Source organism: Mesorhizobium sp. M1329, assembly GCF_040318035.1.
Classification (GTDB): domain Bacteria; phylum Pseudomonadota; class Alphaproteobacteria; order Rhizobiales; family Rhizobiaceae; genus Mesorhizobium.
On sequence record NZ_JAMYLN010000014.1, the window covers coordinates 103,728 to 116,811 of the forward strand.

The 13,084-nt window shown below is 62.5% G+C and carries 12 protein-coding genes and 1 riboswitch; of the genes, 8 read left to right on the plus strand and 4 right to left on the minus strand.

The window, feature by feature from the left end:
* Nucleotides 1–16 precede the first annotated feature (16 nt).
* Nucleotides 17–919 (minus strand): polyphosphate kinase 2, encoded by a 903-nt coding sequence (gene ppk2, locus NKH21_RS16490; RefSeq protein WP_352664184.1) that lies wholly within the window; start codon nucleotides 917–919, stop codon nucleotides 17–19.
* A 198-nt stretch (nucleotides 920–1,117) separates the two neighbouring features.
* On the opposite strand from ppk2, the gene NKH21_RS16495 reads away from it, so the two are divergent.
* From NKH21_RS16495 to NKH21_RS16505, 3 genes are all read left to right on the plus strand, one after another.
* Nucleotides 1,118–2,383 carry a sensor histidine kinase gene (locus NKH21_RS16495; RefSeq protein WP_352664182.1) on the plus strand — a complete coding sequence of 422 codons (1,266 nt, stop codon included), beginning with the start codon at nucleotides 1,118–1,120 and terminating at the stop codon, nucleotides 2,381–2,383.
* Between the two features lie 117 nt (nucleotides 2,384–2,500).
* Nucleotides 2,501–3,226 carry a phosphate signaling complex protein PhoU gene (gene phoU / locus NKH21_RS16500; protein ID WP_352664180.1) on the plus strand — a complete coding sequence of 242 codons (726 nt, stop codon included), beginning with the start codon at nucleotides 2,501–2,503 and terminating at the stop codon, nucleotides 3,224–3,226.
* Nucleotides 3,227–3,342: 116 nt separating this feature from the next.
* Nucleotides 3,343–4,350 (plus strand): magnesium and cobalt transport protein CorA, encoded by a 1,008-nt coding sequence (locus NKH21_RS16505; RefSeq protein ID WP_023677347.1) that lies wholly within the window; start codon nucleotides 3,343–3,345, stop codon nucleotides 4,348–4,350.
* An 89-nt stretch (nucleotides 4,351–4,439) separates the two neighbouring features.
* Here the strand turns inward: NKH21_RS16505 and NKH21_RS16510 are convergent, their stop codons facing one another.
* A complete protein-coding gene (locus tag NKH21_RS16510; protein ID WP_352664178.1) occupies nucleotides 4,440–4,964 on the minus strand; it encodes a GcrA family cell cycle regulator in 525 nt (174 codons plus the stop codon).
* Between the two features lie 354 nt (nucleotides 4,965–5,318).
* Between NKH21_RS16510 and NKH21_RS16515 the strand changes: the two genes are divergently transcribed.
* From NKH21_RS16515 to NKH21_RS16525, 3 genes are all read left to right on the plus strand, one after another.
* Nucleotides 5,319–6,518, plus strand: a complete 1,200-nt coding sequence (locus tag NKH21_RS16515; protein ID WP_352664176.1) for an aspartate aminotransferase family protein — start codon at nucleotides 5,319–5,321, stop codon at nucleotides 6,516–6,518.
* 14 nt (nucleotides 6,519–6,532) lie between these two features.
* The gene (gene argF, locus NKH21_RS16520) at nucleotides 6,533–7,444 is read left to right on the plus strand and encodes an ornithine carbamoyltransferase (protein ID WP_352664174.1); all 912 of its coding nucleotides are present in this window, start codon (nucleotides 6,533–6,535) and stop codon (nucleotides 7,442–7,444) included.
* 162 nt (nucleotides 7,445–7,606) lie between these two features.
* A complete protein-coding gene (locus NKH21_RS16525; RefSeq protein ID WP_352866231.1) occupies nucleotides 7,607–8,617 on the plus strand; it encodes an Hsp33 family molecular chaperone in 1,011 nt (336 codons plus the stop codon).
* A gap of 78 nt (nucleotides 8,618–8,695) precedes the next feature.
* Here the strand turns inward: NKH21_RS16525 and apaG are convergent, their stop codons facing one another.
* On the minus strand, nucleotides 8,696–9,088 hold the full coding sequence (gene apaG, locus NKH21_RS16530) for a Co2+/Mg2+ efflux facilitator ApaG/CorD (protein WP_352664170.1): 393 nt from the start codon (nucleotides 9,086–9,088) through the stop codon (nucleotides 8,696–8,698).
* A gap of 228 nt (nucleotides 9,089–9,316) precedes the next feature.
* On the opposite strand from apaG, the gene NKH21_RS16535 reads away from it, so the two are divergent.
* On the plus strand, nucleotides 9,317–10,471 hold the full coding sequence (locus NKH21_RS16535) for a ceramide glucosyltransferase (RefSeq protein WP_352664168.1): 1,155 nt from the start codon (nucleotides 9,317–9,319) through the stop codon (nucleotides 10,469–10,471).
* Nucleotides 10,472–10,507: 36 nt separating this feature from the next.
* On the opposite strand, the gene NKH21_RS16540 is transcribed toward NKH21_RS16535, so the two are convergent.
* Entirely contained in the window at nucleotides 10,508–11,698 is a 1,191-nt protein-coding gene (locus tag NKH21_RS16540; RefSeq protein WP_352664166.1) for an O-succinylhomoserine sulfhydrylase, read from the minus strand.
* Between the two features lie 70 nt (nucleotides 11,699–11,768).
* A riboswitch (SAM riboswitch) is annotated at nucleotides 11,769–11,846 on the minus strand.
* A gap of 78 nt (nucleotides 11,847–11,924) precedes the next feature.
* Between NKH21_RS16540 and NKH21_RS16545 the strand changes: the two genes are divergently transcribed.
* Nucleotides 11,925–13,076: a 2'-deoxycytidine 5'-triphosphate deaminase gene (locus tag NKH21_RS16545; RefSeq protein ID WP_502903374.1), complete on the plus strand. Its 1,152-nt coding sequence runs from the start codon at nucleotides 11,925–11,927 to the stop codon at nucleotides 13,074–13,076.
* Nucleotides 13,077–13,084: the final 8 nt, after the last annotated feature.

A 13,084-nucleotide genomic window follows, 5' to 3' on the forward strand; every position in this document is an offset into this window, starting at 1 on the left:
GCGTATCGAGGTGAGCTTATTTTTCGAGGAAAGTCGGCCCTTCGCCGATGATCTTCCTGTCCTCCTTGCCGATGACGTCGAGGTCGCGGCCGTCATAGGGAAGCGAAAGGAGAATGCGCTGCATGACGGCCAGCCGCGCGCGCCGTTTGTCGTTCGCCCGCACAATGATCCAGGGCGCGAACTCCTTGTGCGTGCGCTCGACCATCAGGTCGCGCGCTTTGGTGTATTCGTCCCATTTGGTGATGCCGGCGATGTCGATTGGCGAAAACTTCCAGCTCTTCAGCGGGCTCCAGCGGCGGTCATGGAATCGCTCGAGCTGCGTTTCCCGGCCGATGTTCAGCCAGAATTTGAAGAAATGTATGCCCTCGTTGCGGATCATCCGCTCGAAATGCGGAACCTCGTCCAGAAATTGCTCGTGCTGCTCGGGCGTGCAGAATCCCATCACCGGTTCAACGCCGGCGCGATTATACCAGGAGCGGTCGAAAGTGACGAATTCGCCCGACGTCGGGAAGTGGTCGACGTAGCGCTGGAAGTACCATTGTCCAAGCTCGGTGGGTGTTGGCTTGGTCAGCGCCACGTTGCGCGCCGTGCGAGGGTTCAGATACTGGCGCAAAACGAAGATCGTGCCGCCCTTGCCGGCAGCGTCGCGCCCCTCGAACAGCGACATTACCCGCTTGCCTTTCGACTGCAGCCACGCCTGCGCCTTGACCAGCTCGATCTGCAGCTTCTCAAGCCTCTCGTCATACTCCTCGCTCTTCATCTTCTTGTCGTAGGGATACCCGCCGGCGGTCAGCTTGCGGTCCTCGACCCAGTCGGGAAGCATCGGGGCCTCGATGTCGAACGCCCGCTCCTTGCCGTCGATGATGATCTTCAGCGGACCCGATGAAGGTACGGCGGGACTTTCCTTGGTGTTTTTCATCGAGGCGAGCCTTTCCAGCTTTCGGACTCATGCTATTGGGAGCCTTACTGCATCGGCCCGAAAATCGGAATCGATTTTCGGAAAGAACGATGCAGCAGATGAAGTGGTAGAGCGTCCTTTGTGCGTCCAATTGAACGCACTGTGCTCTAGCGCCGGTCCAGCAGGAAGTTCTTGAAGTTGGCCGCAGACGGAGCGCAAATGGCCGACATCGGCACAAAGCGGAAAGGCAGGGCGCAAGGTGTCGCCATGCGGCTGTGGAACAGCCGCTGGCTGCTGGCGGCCGGCCTCGTTGCGGTGCTGATGGTCTATGCTTTTGCCGGCATGTCCGGCTATGTGGTGCTGCTGGCAGGCGCGTTGCTGGTTGCCGCTGCGATGCTGCCGGCCGGCGTCGCGCGTCAATCGACCGAAAATGCTGCGGCCATCGAGGCGAGCGGTCTGCAACGGCTTTCCGGCGAATATCTCGCGGCGGCGGTTGCCGATCCGCTGATCATTTTCGATCGCTCCGCCGCCATCGTCCACGCCAACGCCGCCGCCTTTGCCGCCTTTGGCGGAATTGCCCCCGGCATGTCGCTGTCGCTGAAATTCCGCGCGCCGGAAATGCAGGCCTTGCTGGATAGTATCTTGGCGGGCAACGTCGCTTCGGACAGCGTCGACTACACAGAAAAGCTGCCGGTCGAACGAGCCTATCGGGTGAGCGCGTCTTCAGTCGGCCATGCCACGGATCTCTACGTGCTTGTGTTCAAGGACCAGAGTGAGGCGCGCCGGATCGACAGAATGCGTGCCGACTTCATTGCCAATGCCAGCCACGAGCTGCGCACGCCTCTCGCGTCGATCGCCGGCTTCATCGAGACGCTGCGCGGGCCGGCCCGCAACGACCCCGCGGCGCGCGAGCAGTTCCTGCAGATCATGCAGAACCAGACCAGCCGTATGGCGCGCCTCATCGACGACCTTCTGTCGCTGTCGCGCCTGGAGATGAAGCCCTATCTCAAGCCGGGAACCGAGGTCGACCTGCGCCAGGTCATCGACAGCGTCATCGATTCGCTTGGGCCGCTCGCAAAGGAAAACGGCGTCGTCATCGAGCGTGATTTCGCGGAAGGGCCGCTCGACGTGCCCGGCGATCGGGACGAGCTTTTCCAGGTCTTCGAAAATCTGTTGGAAAACGCCTGCAAATACGGTCAGTCGGGCGGACGCGTCGTGGTGTCGATCACGCGCAGCGACAGCGATCCCGAGCCGGGCATCGACGTCACCATCAGGGATTTCGGCCCCGGTATCCCCGAAGAGCACATCCCGCGCATCACCGAGCGCTTCTACCGCGTCGACGTCGAGAACAGCCGGAGCCAAAAGGGCACCGGCCTTGGCCTGTCCATCGTCAAGCATATCCTGACCCGCCACAACGCCAGGCTCTCCATCAGGTCGGAGGTCGGCAAGGGTGCGGCGTTCACGGTCCATTTGCCGGCTCGCTGACGCGGTACTATCTCTAGCACATAATGGGCCGTTTCTTTTTTCTGTCATCCGGCTAGCGTATCAGCGGGGATTCGAGGGAACGACTCAACCAGAAAATCCCGGGAAGGCATTTCGTCCATGCAGTCCGTGCATATAGTCAGCGCCTATGACGAGGAGCTGAAATATCTGTCGAAGCGCATCGCGGCGATGGGCGGGCATGCCGAGCGCATGGTCGAGCAGGCAGTCGCGGCGCTGGTCAATGCGGATCCGGGGCTTGCCCAGAAAGTCATTCGAGACGACCTGGTTCTGGATGAGGGACAGCGCGAGATCGACGACAAGGCGATCATCATAATCGCCAAGCGCCAGCCGATGGCGACGGATCTGCGCGAGATCGTCGGCGCGATCCGCATCTCGGCGGACCTCGAACGGGTAGGCGACCTCGGCAAGAACGTCGCCAAGCGGGTGGTTGCCGTTGCAGACGGGCGCCAGCCGAACAGTCTGTTCCGCGGCCTCGAGGCTTTGGCCAATCTGGCACTGACCCAGCTCAAGGAAGTACTCGACGTCTACGCATCGCGGTCGGTGGAAAAAATCGGTTTCGTGCGCGACCGCGACGACCAGATCGATGCCATGTACACCTCGCTGTTTCGCGAATTGCTGACCTACATGATGGAAGACCCACGCAACATCACGCCCTGCACACATCTTCTGTTTTGCGCCAAGAACATCGAGCGCATCGGCGACCATGCCACCAACATCGCCGAGACGATCTACTATGTCGTCACCGGTGATCAGATGCCGGCCGATCGTCCGAAGGGCGACAAGACGGACAAGATTGTTCTTCCGGCAACCCAACCAGCGAAGTGAGTTCTCTCCGCACTGGTGCGAATTTCGGATTCGCCACCTGAGAGACAATTGCGCTAAGCTCTCGACACGCCGACTTCTCAGTTCCGCGATGAAGGCCCCGCCTTCAGGAGGCTGCGATGGAATATGTCCGCGAGTTTGCTCCCGCGCCGCCGATGTCGGGCATCATCGCTTGCGGCGTCTATACGGCTGGGCGGCGCATCGCCGACATTCCGATCGAGGAAGCCGGCGAATGGGCCGGGAAGCCGGGCCACGTGGTCTGGATCGGACTGCTGGAGCCCGACCGCAATTTGTTGCTGCGCGTCCAGGCGCAATTCCATCTGCATGAGTTGGCGATCGAGGACGCCGAGCATCCGCACCAGCGACCGAAGATCGAGCAATATGGGGATGCCCTGTTCATCGTTGCCCGCACGGCGCAGCTGATCGACAGCCGTGTCACCTTCGGCGAGACGCATCTGTTCGTCGGCGCCGGCTATATCGTCAGCGTCAGGCATGGCCCGTCGACCTCCTACGCAGCCGTTCGCCAGCACTGGGAAAGCTGCCCGCATTCCCTTGCCAAGGGCGAGGATTTCGTCCTCTACGCCATTCTCGATTTCATCGTCGACAACTACATGCCGGTGCTCGAGCAGATCGAAAACGAGGTCGAGGCGATCGAGGACAAGGTTCTGCTGAAACCGATGACCGGCTCCGATATCGAACGGCTTTATATGCTGCGCCGCGATCTCTTGCGCCTGCGTAATGCGGCCCTGCCGCTGGTGGAGGTCTGCCGGCGGCTCACCAGCGCCGATCTGCCGCAAATCCACACAGCCATGCACCCACTGTTTCGCGACGTCACCGACCACATCCGCACTGTCCAGGAAAAGATCGACAGCCTGCGTGAGGTTCTCGCCTTCGCCTTCGAGGCCAGCCTTCTGGTCGGTCAAAGCCAGGAGACGGCGATCTCCAAGAAGCTTGCCTCATGGGCCGCCATCCTGGCGGTGCCCACGGCGTTCGCCGGCATTTACGGCATGAATTTCAGCGACATGCCGGAACTGAGGATGGAATATGGCTACCCGGCCGTCCTGGCGGCGATTGCCCTGATCTGCACGTTTCTTTACTGGCGGTTTCGCAAGAATGGGTGGCTATGAAGCGTAGGGCAGTAGGATATCGCTTCTGACCACGCTTCTCTGCAATTCACCACATACTGCCGTACTGCCCTATTCCCCTACTCCCCTAACTATCTGCTCCGCCGCCGCTCCGATGCCGGCTGAAACGCCACGCGGGCGTGGTACTTGCAGTAGGGCCCGGTTTCGGCGGCGTCGTTGCCGCAGAAATGGAAGTCTTCCGAAAGCGGATCGCCATTCGGCCATTTGCAGGTGCGCTCGTTCAGCTCGACGAGTTGCAGATGCCGCGAGATCGGCACGACGACGTTCTCGACCGGGCGAATATAGTGGCGCGCCACCGGTTCGGCATCGAACTGTGCCTTGAGCGCGGTCGCACCGATCGACATCGACGTGGTGGCATGGCGCGTGGCGCTTGCTGCCCGGGACACCGATTTCTGGATCGTCGATCCCTGTGCCGTCTTCTTCTGGCGTGCCGGTGAGGCGGTCGTGCGTCCGCGACCGGACAGTTTCAGCCGGTGCACTTTGCCGATGACCGCATTGCGGCTGACCCCGCCAAGCTGTGCGGCGATCTGGCTGGCGCTGAGGCCCTCTGACCACAATTTTCTGAGAAGTTCGACTCGCTCGTCAGTCCAGTTCATGAGACCGCGCTCCTGCTGAAACGTGCGGCAATCGGAATCCATTCCCGACCCGGCTTCTGCCGGGCAGACACCACATATATCGGGTGATTAGGTCCGCCGCACGAAATCTAGTTATTTCTCTACTACAATTACCTTATGCGCTGACTCGGTGACAAGAGTCCCAACGCCAACACGAATCGGTTTTTTCGGTTTTCCCCAACTTGCCCGGTCGCTTATGAGCCGGCGTTGTGCTGGAGGGCTTGCCGCACGTCCTTACGCGACCTTTTCGTTGACTTCACGGCCGAAAAACACGATAAGCCACAAGGGCCGCCGCTTTGGCGGCTTTTTGATTTTCCGGTTCCGGAGACGCATATAATGAGCGGTTCGGCGCTTTTCGAGACCTTTGTTCGCGCACCCCTGGCTTTCGACCACGGTGAAGGCACCTGGCTGGTCACTGATAAGGGCGAGCGATATCTCGATTTCGCCGGCGGGATCGCCGTGAATTCATTGGGCTACAGCCATCCGCATCTGGTCGCGGCCCTCACCGAGCAGGCCGCCAAGCTCTGGCATGTCTCCAATCTGTACGAGATTCCGGGACAGAGCCGGCTCGGCGAGCGGCTGGCCGACGCCAGCTTCGCCGACAAGGTGTTCTTCACCAATTCCGGCGCAGAGGCGCTCGAATGCGCCATCAAGACGGCGCGGCGCTACCACTTCGTCAAGGGCCATCCCGAGCGCTACCGCACAATCACCTTCGAAGGCGCTTTCCACGGCCGCACCCTGGCCACCATCGCCGCCGGCGGCCAGTACAAATACCTGGAAGGTTTCGGCCCCAAGGTCGACGGCTTCGACCAGGTCGGTTTCGACGATATCGATGCGGCCGAAAAGGCGATCACGCCTGAGACCGCGGCGATCCTGATCGAGCCGGTGCAGGGCGAGGGCGGCATCAGGCAAGTGCCGACGCAATCGCTGAAGCGCCTCAGGCAGCTCTGCGATCAGCACGGGCTGCTCCTGATTTTCGACGAGGTCCAGTGCGGCGTCGGCCGCACCGGAAAGCTGTTCGCGCATGAGTGGGCGGGTGTAACCCCCGACCTCATGGCGGTGGCCAAGGGCATCGGCGGCGGCTTCCCGATGGGTGCCTGCCTCGCCACCGACGAGGCAGCGGTCGGCATGACCGCCGGCGTGCACGGCACCACCTTCGGCGGCAATCCGCTGGCGATGGCGGTCGGCAACGCCGTGCTCGACGTGGTGCTGGAGGACGGCTTTCTCGAGGACGTCCAGCGCAAGGCACTGCTGTTGAAGCAGGGGCTTGCAGGCGTCGCCGACGAATTTCCGGATGTTATCGAAAGCATCAGGGGCACCGGCCTGATGCTCGGGCTTAAATGCGCGATGCCCAACACCAAAGTCACGGTGGCACTGCGTGACCAGCATCTCTTGACGGTTCCGGCCGGCGACAACGTTATCCGCCTGCTGCCGCCTCTCACCGTCACCGACGCCGAGATCCACGAAGCGCTCGAGCGCATTCGTGCCGGCGCCAAGAGCCTGGCGGATGCCATCGTCGCTGCCGCAGCGAAGTAATCCTGGAATTCCTGATGTCCCTTCGCCATTTCACCGATCTTTCCGCCGTTTCCGAAGGCGATCTGCGTTTCATGCTCGACGACGCAGCTGTGCGAAAGGCAAGGCTCAAGGCCGGCGAACGCAGCAAGCCGCTCGAAGGCAAGGTGCTGGCGATGATCTTCGACAAGCCGTCGACGCGGACGCGCGTGTCGTTCGACGTCGGCATGCGGCAGTTGGGTGGCGAGACGATCATGCTGACCGGCACCGAGATGCAGCTTGGCCGCTCGGAGACCATTGCCGACACGGCCAAGGTGCTGTCACGCTATGTCGATGCCATCATGATCCGCACCACCTCGCATGACCGGCTGCTGGAACTGACGGAAAACGCTACGGTTCCCGTCATCAACGGGCTGACCGACGAGACCCATCCCTGCCAGCTGATGGCCGACATCATGACCTTCGAAGAGCACCGTGGTCCGGTGGCCGGCAAGACGATCGCCTGGACCGGCGACGGCAACAACGTGCTGCATTCGCTGCTGGAGGCATCTGCGCGCTTCCGCTTCAAGCTGAACATCGCCGTGCCCGAGGGCAGCGAACCGGCCCAGAAGCATGTCGACTGGTCGAAAGCCAATGGCGGCAAGCTGAAATTCACCCGTTCGCCCGAGGAGGCCGTTCACGAGGCCGATTGCATCGTCACCGACTGCTGGGTGTCGATGGGCCAGGAGCACCGTGCCCGCGGCCACAATGTCTTCCTACCCTACCAGGTCAATGCGGCACTGATGGCGAAAGCCAAGCCTGACGCGCTGTTCATGCACTGTCTGCCGGCGCATCGCGGTGAGGAGGTTACCGACGAGGTCATCGACGGACCGCATTCTGTGGTGTTCGATGAGGCGGAGAACCGGCTCCATGCCCAGAAGGCGGTCTTGGCCTGGTGCCTGGGCGCTTGATAAGGGCCGCCTTGATCCGGGCTGGCCTGATCTGCGCCGCGTTGATCCGGGCCGCCTTGATCCGGGAGTGGGTGGTGCCTATCTCAGGCGCATCACGCAAATCGAGCGCGTCTCGTCGCATGCGCCCCGGAGGGCGGCATCGCCGCGCCCCGGAGCTTTGTCATGTTGGAAACTCATCAATTGGCTGAACATAAACCCAAGCTCGGCGAATTCGGCTACGCCGGCGACGACCATGTCGTGCCGTTCGAGGTCGGCCCGCTCGACGTGCGCGGCCGCACCGTCCAGCTCGGGCCGATGCTCGACGCTATTCTCAGCCGCCACGACTATCCCGAGCCGGTCGCCCGCCTCCTGGCCGAAGCCTGTGTGCTGACGGTATTGCTCGGAACTTCGCTGAAGTTCGAGGGCAAGTTCATTCTGCAGACCCGCACCGACGGGCCGGTCGACATGCTGGTCGCGGATTTCTCCACGCCGCACGCGCTGCGCGCTTATGCCCGCTTCGATGCCGACCGGCTGCAGGCTTTGACTTCTGCCGGCGAGACGTCACCGCAGACGCTGCTCGGCAGCGGCGTCCTGGCGCTGACCATCGACCAGGGCGCCCACACGCAACGCTACCAGGGCATCGTCCAGCTCGACGGCGTCACGCTGGAAGATGCCGCACGCACCTATTTCCGCCAGTCGGAGCAGATTCCGACCGACCTCCGGCTTTCGGTTGCCAAGCTTCTGACGCCCGGCGTCGGCGGTGCCCGCGAGCAATGGCGGGCCGGTGGCTTGCTGGCACAATTCCTGCCGCAGTCGGCGGAGCGCATGCGCGTCCCCGACTTTCCCGGTGGCGACGGCGATCCGCGTGAGGAAATCCACGACCCGGCCGACAATTCCTGGCAGGAGCTGCTGGCGCTGCTTGGTACTATTGAACCGACCGAGCTGATCGATCCGACGATCGGCGCCGAACGGCTGCTTTACCGGCTTTTCCACGAGCATGGCGTCCGCGTCTTCGGCGGGGTGCCGGTCGCCGACCAGTGCTCATGCTCGAGGGAGAAGATCCAGGGCATCCTCGAAGGCTTTTCCGCCGAGGAGATCAGGGACAGCACCGAGGATGGCAGCATTCACGTGGCCTGCGAATTCTGTTCGAAACAATATGACTTCGATCCGGCGGAATTTGCAGCGGCTCAATAACGAGCATCAGTGCGGCTGCCTTCGCAGAACTTGGATTTCCTCGCCCCCGCAAGGCGGGGAGAGGAATCCAAGTGAACGTCAATTGACGGTGCGCCGCGTGCCCGGCAAATCGAGCGAGAAGGCGGGGATGGCGACGTCGAAGGTCTCACCCCGTTTGTTGCGCATTGTGTAGTGCCCGACCATGATGCCGGACGGGGTCGAGAGCGGGCATCCAGACGTATACTGATAGCTGTCGCCGGGGTTGAGTCCAGGTTGCTCGCCGACGACCCCGGGGCCGCGCACTTCCTCGACCTTGCCGGTGCCGTCGGTAATGTGCCAGTAGCGCGACAGAAGCTGCACGAAGTCGTCCGACTGATTGTCGATGGTCACCTGGTAGCCCCAGACATAGCGGTTTTGTGGCGGGTCGGAGTGATCCTCCAGATAGAACGGCCTGACCTGCACTTCGATGTTGCGGGTGACGGCGCTGTACATAAACTGCTCCAAAGCAATGTAGATGGAACTTTCGATGCTCAGCGCAGTTTGGTCAACGATGCGCGGCATCTTCTTGCCCGATCTCAAGCGCAGGTGCCGAAAAACAATGTCATTTGAGTGACACATGACAATGATGGTGTGCAGGCTTGTGCCGGGCGACTCAGCGTTTTGTCGATTTGTTGAAAACGGCCGTCATGCGGCCAGCATTTCTGGAGTGACCAGATCTCGATGGAACCGACATTCGCAGCCGCTCTCCTTTCCATAGCCCTCCTTCTTTCAAATCTCGCCAGCATCCTGTTAGCCTTGCTGAAGCTAAAGCGACCAGCCAGGATTGCACCGCCCGCGGCCAACGCGCCGCCGGTATCGATCGTCATCCCGGCGCGCGGCGTCGAGCCGTTTGCCGAAGAGACGCTGGAGCGCGCCTTCTCCCTCGACTGGCCGCGCTACGAACTCATCTTCTGCGTCGCCCATGCCGACGACCCGGTGGTCGAGCCGATCACCGCCGCAATGGCGCGCTTTCCAGCTATTCGCGCCCGCCTTTTAGTCGGTGACGACCGCATCAGCGGCAATCCGAAACTCAATAATTGTGTGAAGGGTTGGGAGGCGGCGCATTATCGCTGGGTCATCCTTGCCGATTCCAACGTGCTTATGCCGAGCGATTACGTCCAGCACCTGATGGCGGCGTGGCGGCACGACACCGGCCTCGTCTGCTCGACGCCGATCGGCTCGCGGCCGGACGGCTTCTGGGGGGAGGTAGAATGCGCCTTTCTCAACACGCTGCAGGCGCGCTGGCAGTACGCTGGAGCGGCGCTCGGCCTCGGCTTCGCCCAGGGCAAGAGCATGTTGTGGAACAAGCCCATGCTCGACGCCAATGGTGGCATCCGCGCGCTTGCTGCCGAGATCGCCGAGGACGCCGCCGCGACCAAGCTGGTCAACCGGCTCGGACTGCGGGTCAATCTTGTCGCCTCGCCCTTCGAACAGCCGCTCGGCCGGCGCACGCTTGGCGAGATCTGGTCGCGGCAGGCGCGCTGGGCGCGGCTGCGCCGCGTCACCTTTGCACTGTTCTTTGCCCCCGAAATCCTGATCGGCGCGGCACCGCCGCTGGTGCTTGCGCTGGTTGCCGCGGCTGACGCCGGCGTCAGCCTGCCGGCCACCGCCACCGCCGTGCTGGTCGCGGCCTACCTGCCGGAATGCGCCTTGGCCTCGGCCAAGGGATGGCACCTGTCGCTGCGCACGATCCCGGCGATGATGGCGCGAGACCTGATGCTTCCCGCCATTTGGGCGCGCGGATGGCTGAGCGGCGCCGTCGATTGGCGAGGCAATGTGATGACTATCCAGAGCAAGGCCGTCGCGGAGCTGGAACAGACCCCGTCCGGCGCCTGATCGGCGCGTCCCCGCTCGCCTCTGTTCGTCCAGCCCTTATCCGGCAACTCTCAGCGCCTGCTGGATGTCTTCGAGCAGATCGTCGGCGTCCTCAAGGCCGACTGACAGCCTGAGCGTGCCCGGTCCGATGCCGAGCTCGGCGCGGGCCTCATCGGTCAAGTTCTTGTGCGTCGTCGTCGCCGGATGGGTGATCAGGCTCTTGGCGTCGCCGAGATTGTTGGAAATGAGCACGATTTCGAGTGCGTTCTGGAAGGCAAAGGCCGCCTGCTTGCCGCCCTTCACATCCAGGCAGATCAGCGTCGAGCCGCCCGACATCTGCTTCTTGACCACGGCCGCTTGCGGGTGGTCGGCGCGACCGGGATAGATGACGCGGGCGATTTGCGGGCGCTCGGCGAGGAAATCCGCGATGCGGCCGGCACTTTCCGTCTGCTGGCGTACGCGCAGCGGCAGCGTCTCCAGGCCTTTCAGCAGCGTCCAGGCATTGAAGGGCGAGAGGCTGGGGCCGGTGTGGCGGAAATAGTCATGCAGGTTCTCGTCGATCCACTTCTTGTCCGACAGAACGATGCCGCCAAGGCAGCGCCCTTGGCCATCAATATGCTTGGTCGCGGAGTAGACGACGATGTGGGCGCCGAGCTGCAGGGGTTTCTGCTGCAAGGGCGTGGCGAAGACATTGTCGACGATCAGCCTGGCGCCGATCGAATTGGCAAGTGCCGCGACGGCGGCGATGTCGACCACCTCCAGCGTCGGATTGGTCGGGCTTTCCAGGAAGAACAGTTTGGTGTTCGGCTTGACCGCCTTTTGCCAATTGGCGATGTCTGTGCCGTCGACCAGCGTTGCCTCGATGCCGTATTTCGGCGCCAGCGTCTCGATCACCCAGCGGCAGGAGCCGAACAGTGCGCGCGCCGCCACGATATGGTCGCCAGCCTTGGCGCTGCACAGCAATGCTGCCGTCACCGCCGCCATGCCGGATGCAGTGGCGCGCGCGTCCTCGGCTCCTTCCAGTGCGCACATGCGTTTTTCAAACATGTCGACGGTCGGATTGGCATAACGCGAATAGATGAAGCCTGGCTCCTCGCCCTTGAAGCGGGCTTCCGCCGCTTGCGCCGTCTCGTAGACATACCCTTGGGTGAGATACATCGCCTCGGAGGTCTCGCCGAAGCTGGAACGCAGCGTCCCGGCATGCACGAGTGCGGTCTGAGGCTTCCAGTCGCGCTTCTTGGTCATCATTCTATCCAAACACCAAAATTGGTCCAAACAACAAAAAACCGGTCGCGAAAGTCGCAACCGGTCCATATGGCCTTGCGGCCCGACGGTCCTTTAGCGACTTGTTTAACGTGGCTGCAAGCCGACCGGCCAAATCACCACGGGATAACGAGCTTTAGACCCGCGCCACGCTTGCGTCAATTGCCGGCATGATTAAGAGGGTTGTACCAAGCAGGTGCCAAAGGCGTCCATGGTCGGACCTGCGACAGAACAAGACCTCGCCCGGCGTTCGAACGGAGCCAGACCCTTGCGGCAGACAGGCATTCTTCCCGATCAGGATATTTCCGCGCTGTTCCAGACGGGCGCGCTAAAATCGCCGCGCACGCTCGATGCCGATCAGATCCAGCCGGCCAGCCTTGACCTCAGGCTCGGCGACAAGGCTTGGCGGGTGCGTGCTTCCTTCTTGCCCGGCCCGGACCACAGGGTTGTCGACAAGCTCGACCGGCTGAAGCTGCACGAGATCAACCTCGCCGAAGGTGCCGTGCTGGAAACCGGCTGCGTCTACATCGTGCCGCTGCTCGAAAGCCTGGCGCTGCCCGCGCATATTTCCGCCTCCGCCAACCCGAAAAGCTCGACCGGACGGCTCGATATCTTCACTCGGGTGATGACCGACCGTGGCCACGAGTTCGACAAGATCGCCGCCGGCTATGAAGGTCCGCTCTATCTGGAGGTCAGCCCGCGCACCTTCCCGATCGTCGTTCGCACCGGCTCGCGGCTGTCGCAGATCAGGTTCCGCACCGGCAATGCGCTCTTGTCGGAAAGCGACCTGCACGAACTGCACCGCGCCGAGATGCTGGTCGCCACTGAACCGCCCAACATCTCAGGCGGCGGCATCGCGCTGTCGATCGACCTCGACGGCGACAAGGATGGGCTGGTCGGCTATCGCGGCAAGCACCACACCGGCCTGGTCGACGTCGACAAGCGCGCCGCGCAGGATGTAGTCGATTTCTGGGAGCCGCTCTACAAGAGCGGCGCCGGCGAACTGGTGCTCGATCCGGACGAATTCTATATTCTGGTGTCGCGCGAGGCGGTGCATGTGCCGCCGCTCTACGCCGCCGAAATGACGCCCTTCGATCCGCTGGTCGGCGAGTTCCGCGTCCATTATGCGGGTTTCTTCGACCCGGGTTTCGGTCATTCGGCGTCAGGCGGCACCGGCAGCCGGGCGGTGCTCGAGGTACGCAGCCACGAAGTGCCGTTCATCCTCGACCACGGCCAGATCGTCGGACGGCTGATCTACGAGCACATGCTGAAACGGCCGCAAGCGCTCTACGGCACAGACCTCGGCTCGAACTATCAGGCGCAGGGCCTGAAACTGTCCAAGCATTTCCGCGCCGCGCGCTGAGGTTGGAA

What these genes read in the sequence shown, in the direction of transcription:
- ppk2 (WP_352664184.1), bottom strand. Translation starts at nt 919, where the DNA reads ATGAAAAACACCAAGGAAAGTCCCGCCGTACCTTCATCGGGTCCGCTG.
- NKH21_RS16495 (WP_352664182.1), top strand. Translation starts at nt 1,118, where the DNA reads ATGGCCGACATCGGCACAAAGCGGAAAGGCAGGGCGCAAGGTGTCGCC.
- phoU (WP_352664180.1), top strand. Translation starts at nt 2,501, where the DNA reads ATGCAGTCCGTGCATATAGTCAGCGCCTATGACGAGGAGCTGAAATAT.
- NKH21_RS16505 (WP_023677347.1), top strand. Translation starts at nt 3,343, where the DNA reads ATGGAATATGTCCGCGAGTTTGCTCCCGCGCCGCCGATGTCGGGCATC.
- NKH21_RS16510 (WP_352664178.1), bottom strand. Translation starts at nt 4,964, where the DNA reads ATGAACTGGACTGACGAGCGAGTCGAACTTCTCAGAAAATTGTGGTCA.
- NKH21_RS16515 (WP_352664176.1), top strand. Translation starts at nt 5,319, where the DNA reads ATGAGCGGTTCGGCGCTTTTCGAGACCTTTGTTCGCGCACCCCTGGCT.
- argF (WP_352664174.1), top strand. Translation starts at nt 6,533, where the DNA reads ATGTCCCTTCGCCATTTCACCGATCTTTCCGCCGTTTCCGAAGGCGAT.
- NKH21_RS16525 (WP_352866231.1), top strand. Translation starts at nt 7,607, where the DNA reads ATGTTGGAAACTCATCAATTGGCTGAACATAAACCCAAGCTCGGCGAA.
- apaG (WP_352664170.1), bottom strand. Translation starts at nt 9,088, where the DNA reads ATGTACAGCGCCGTCACCCGCAACATCGAAGTGCAGGTCAGGCCGTTC.
- NKH21_RS16535 (WP_352664168.1), top strand. Translation starts at nt 9,317, where the DNA reads ATGGAACCGACATTCGCAGCCGCTCTCCTTTCCATAGCCCTCCTTCTT.
- NKH21_RS16540 (WP_352664166.1), bottom strand. Translation starts at nt 11,698, where the DNA reads ATGATGACCAAGAAGCGCGACTGGAAGCCTCAGACCGCACTCGTGCAT.
- NKH21_RS16545 (WP_502903374.1), top strand. Translation starts at nt 11,925, where the DNA reads ATGGTCGGACCTGCGACAGAACAAGACCTCGCCCGGCGTTCGAACGGA.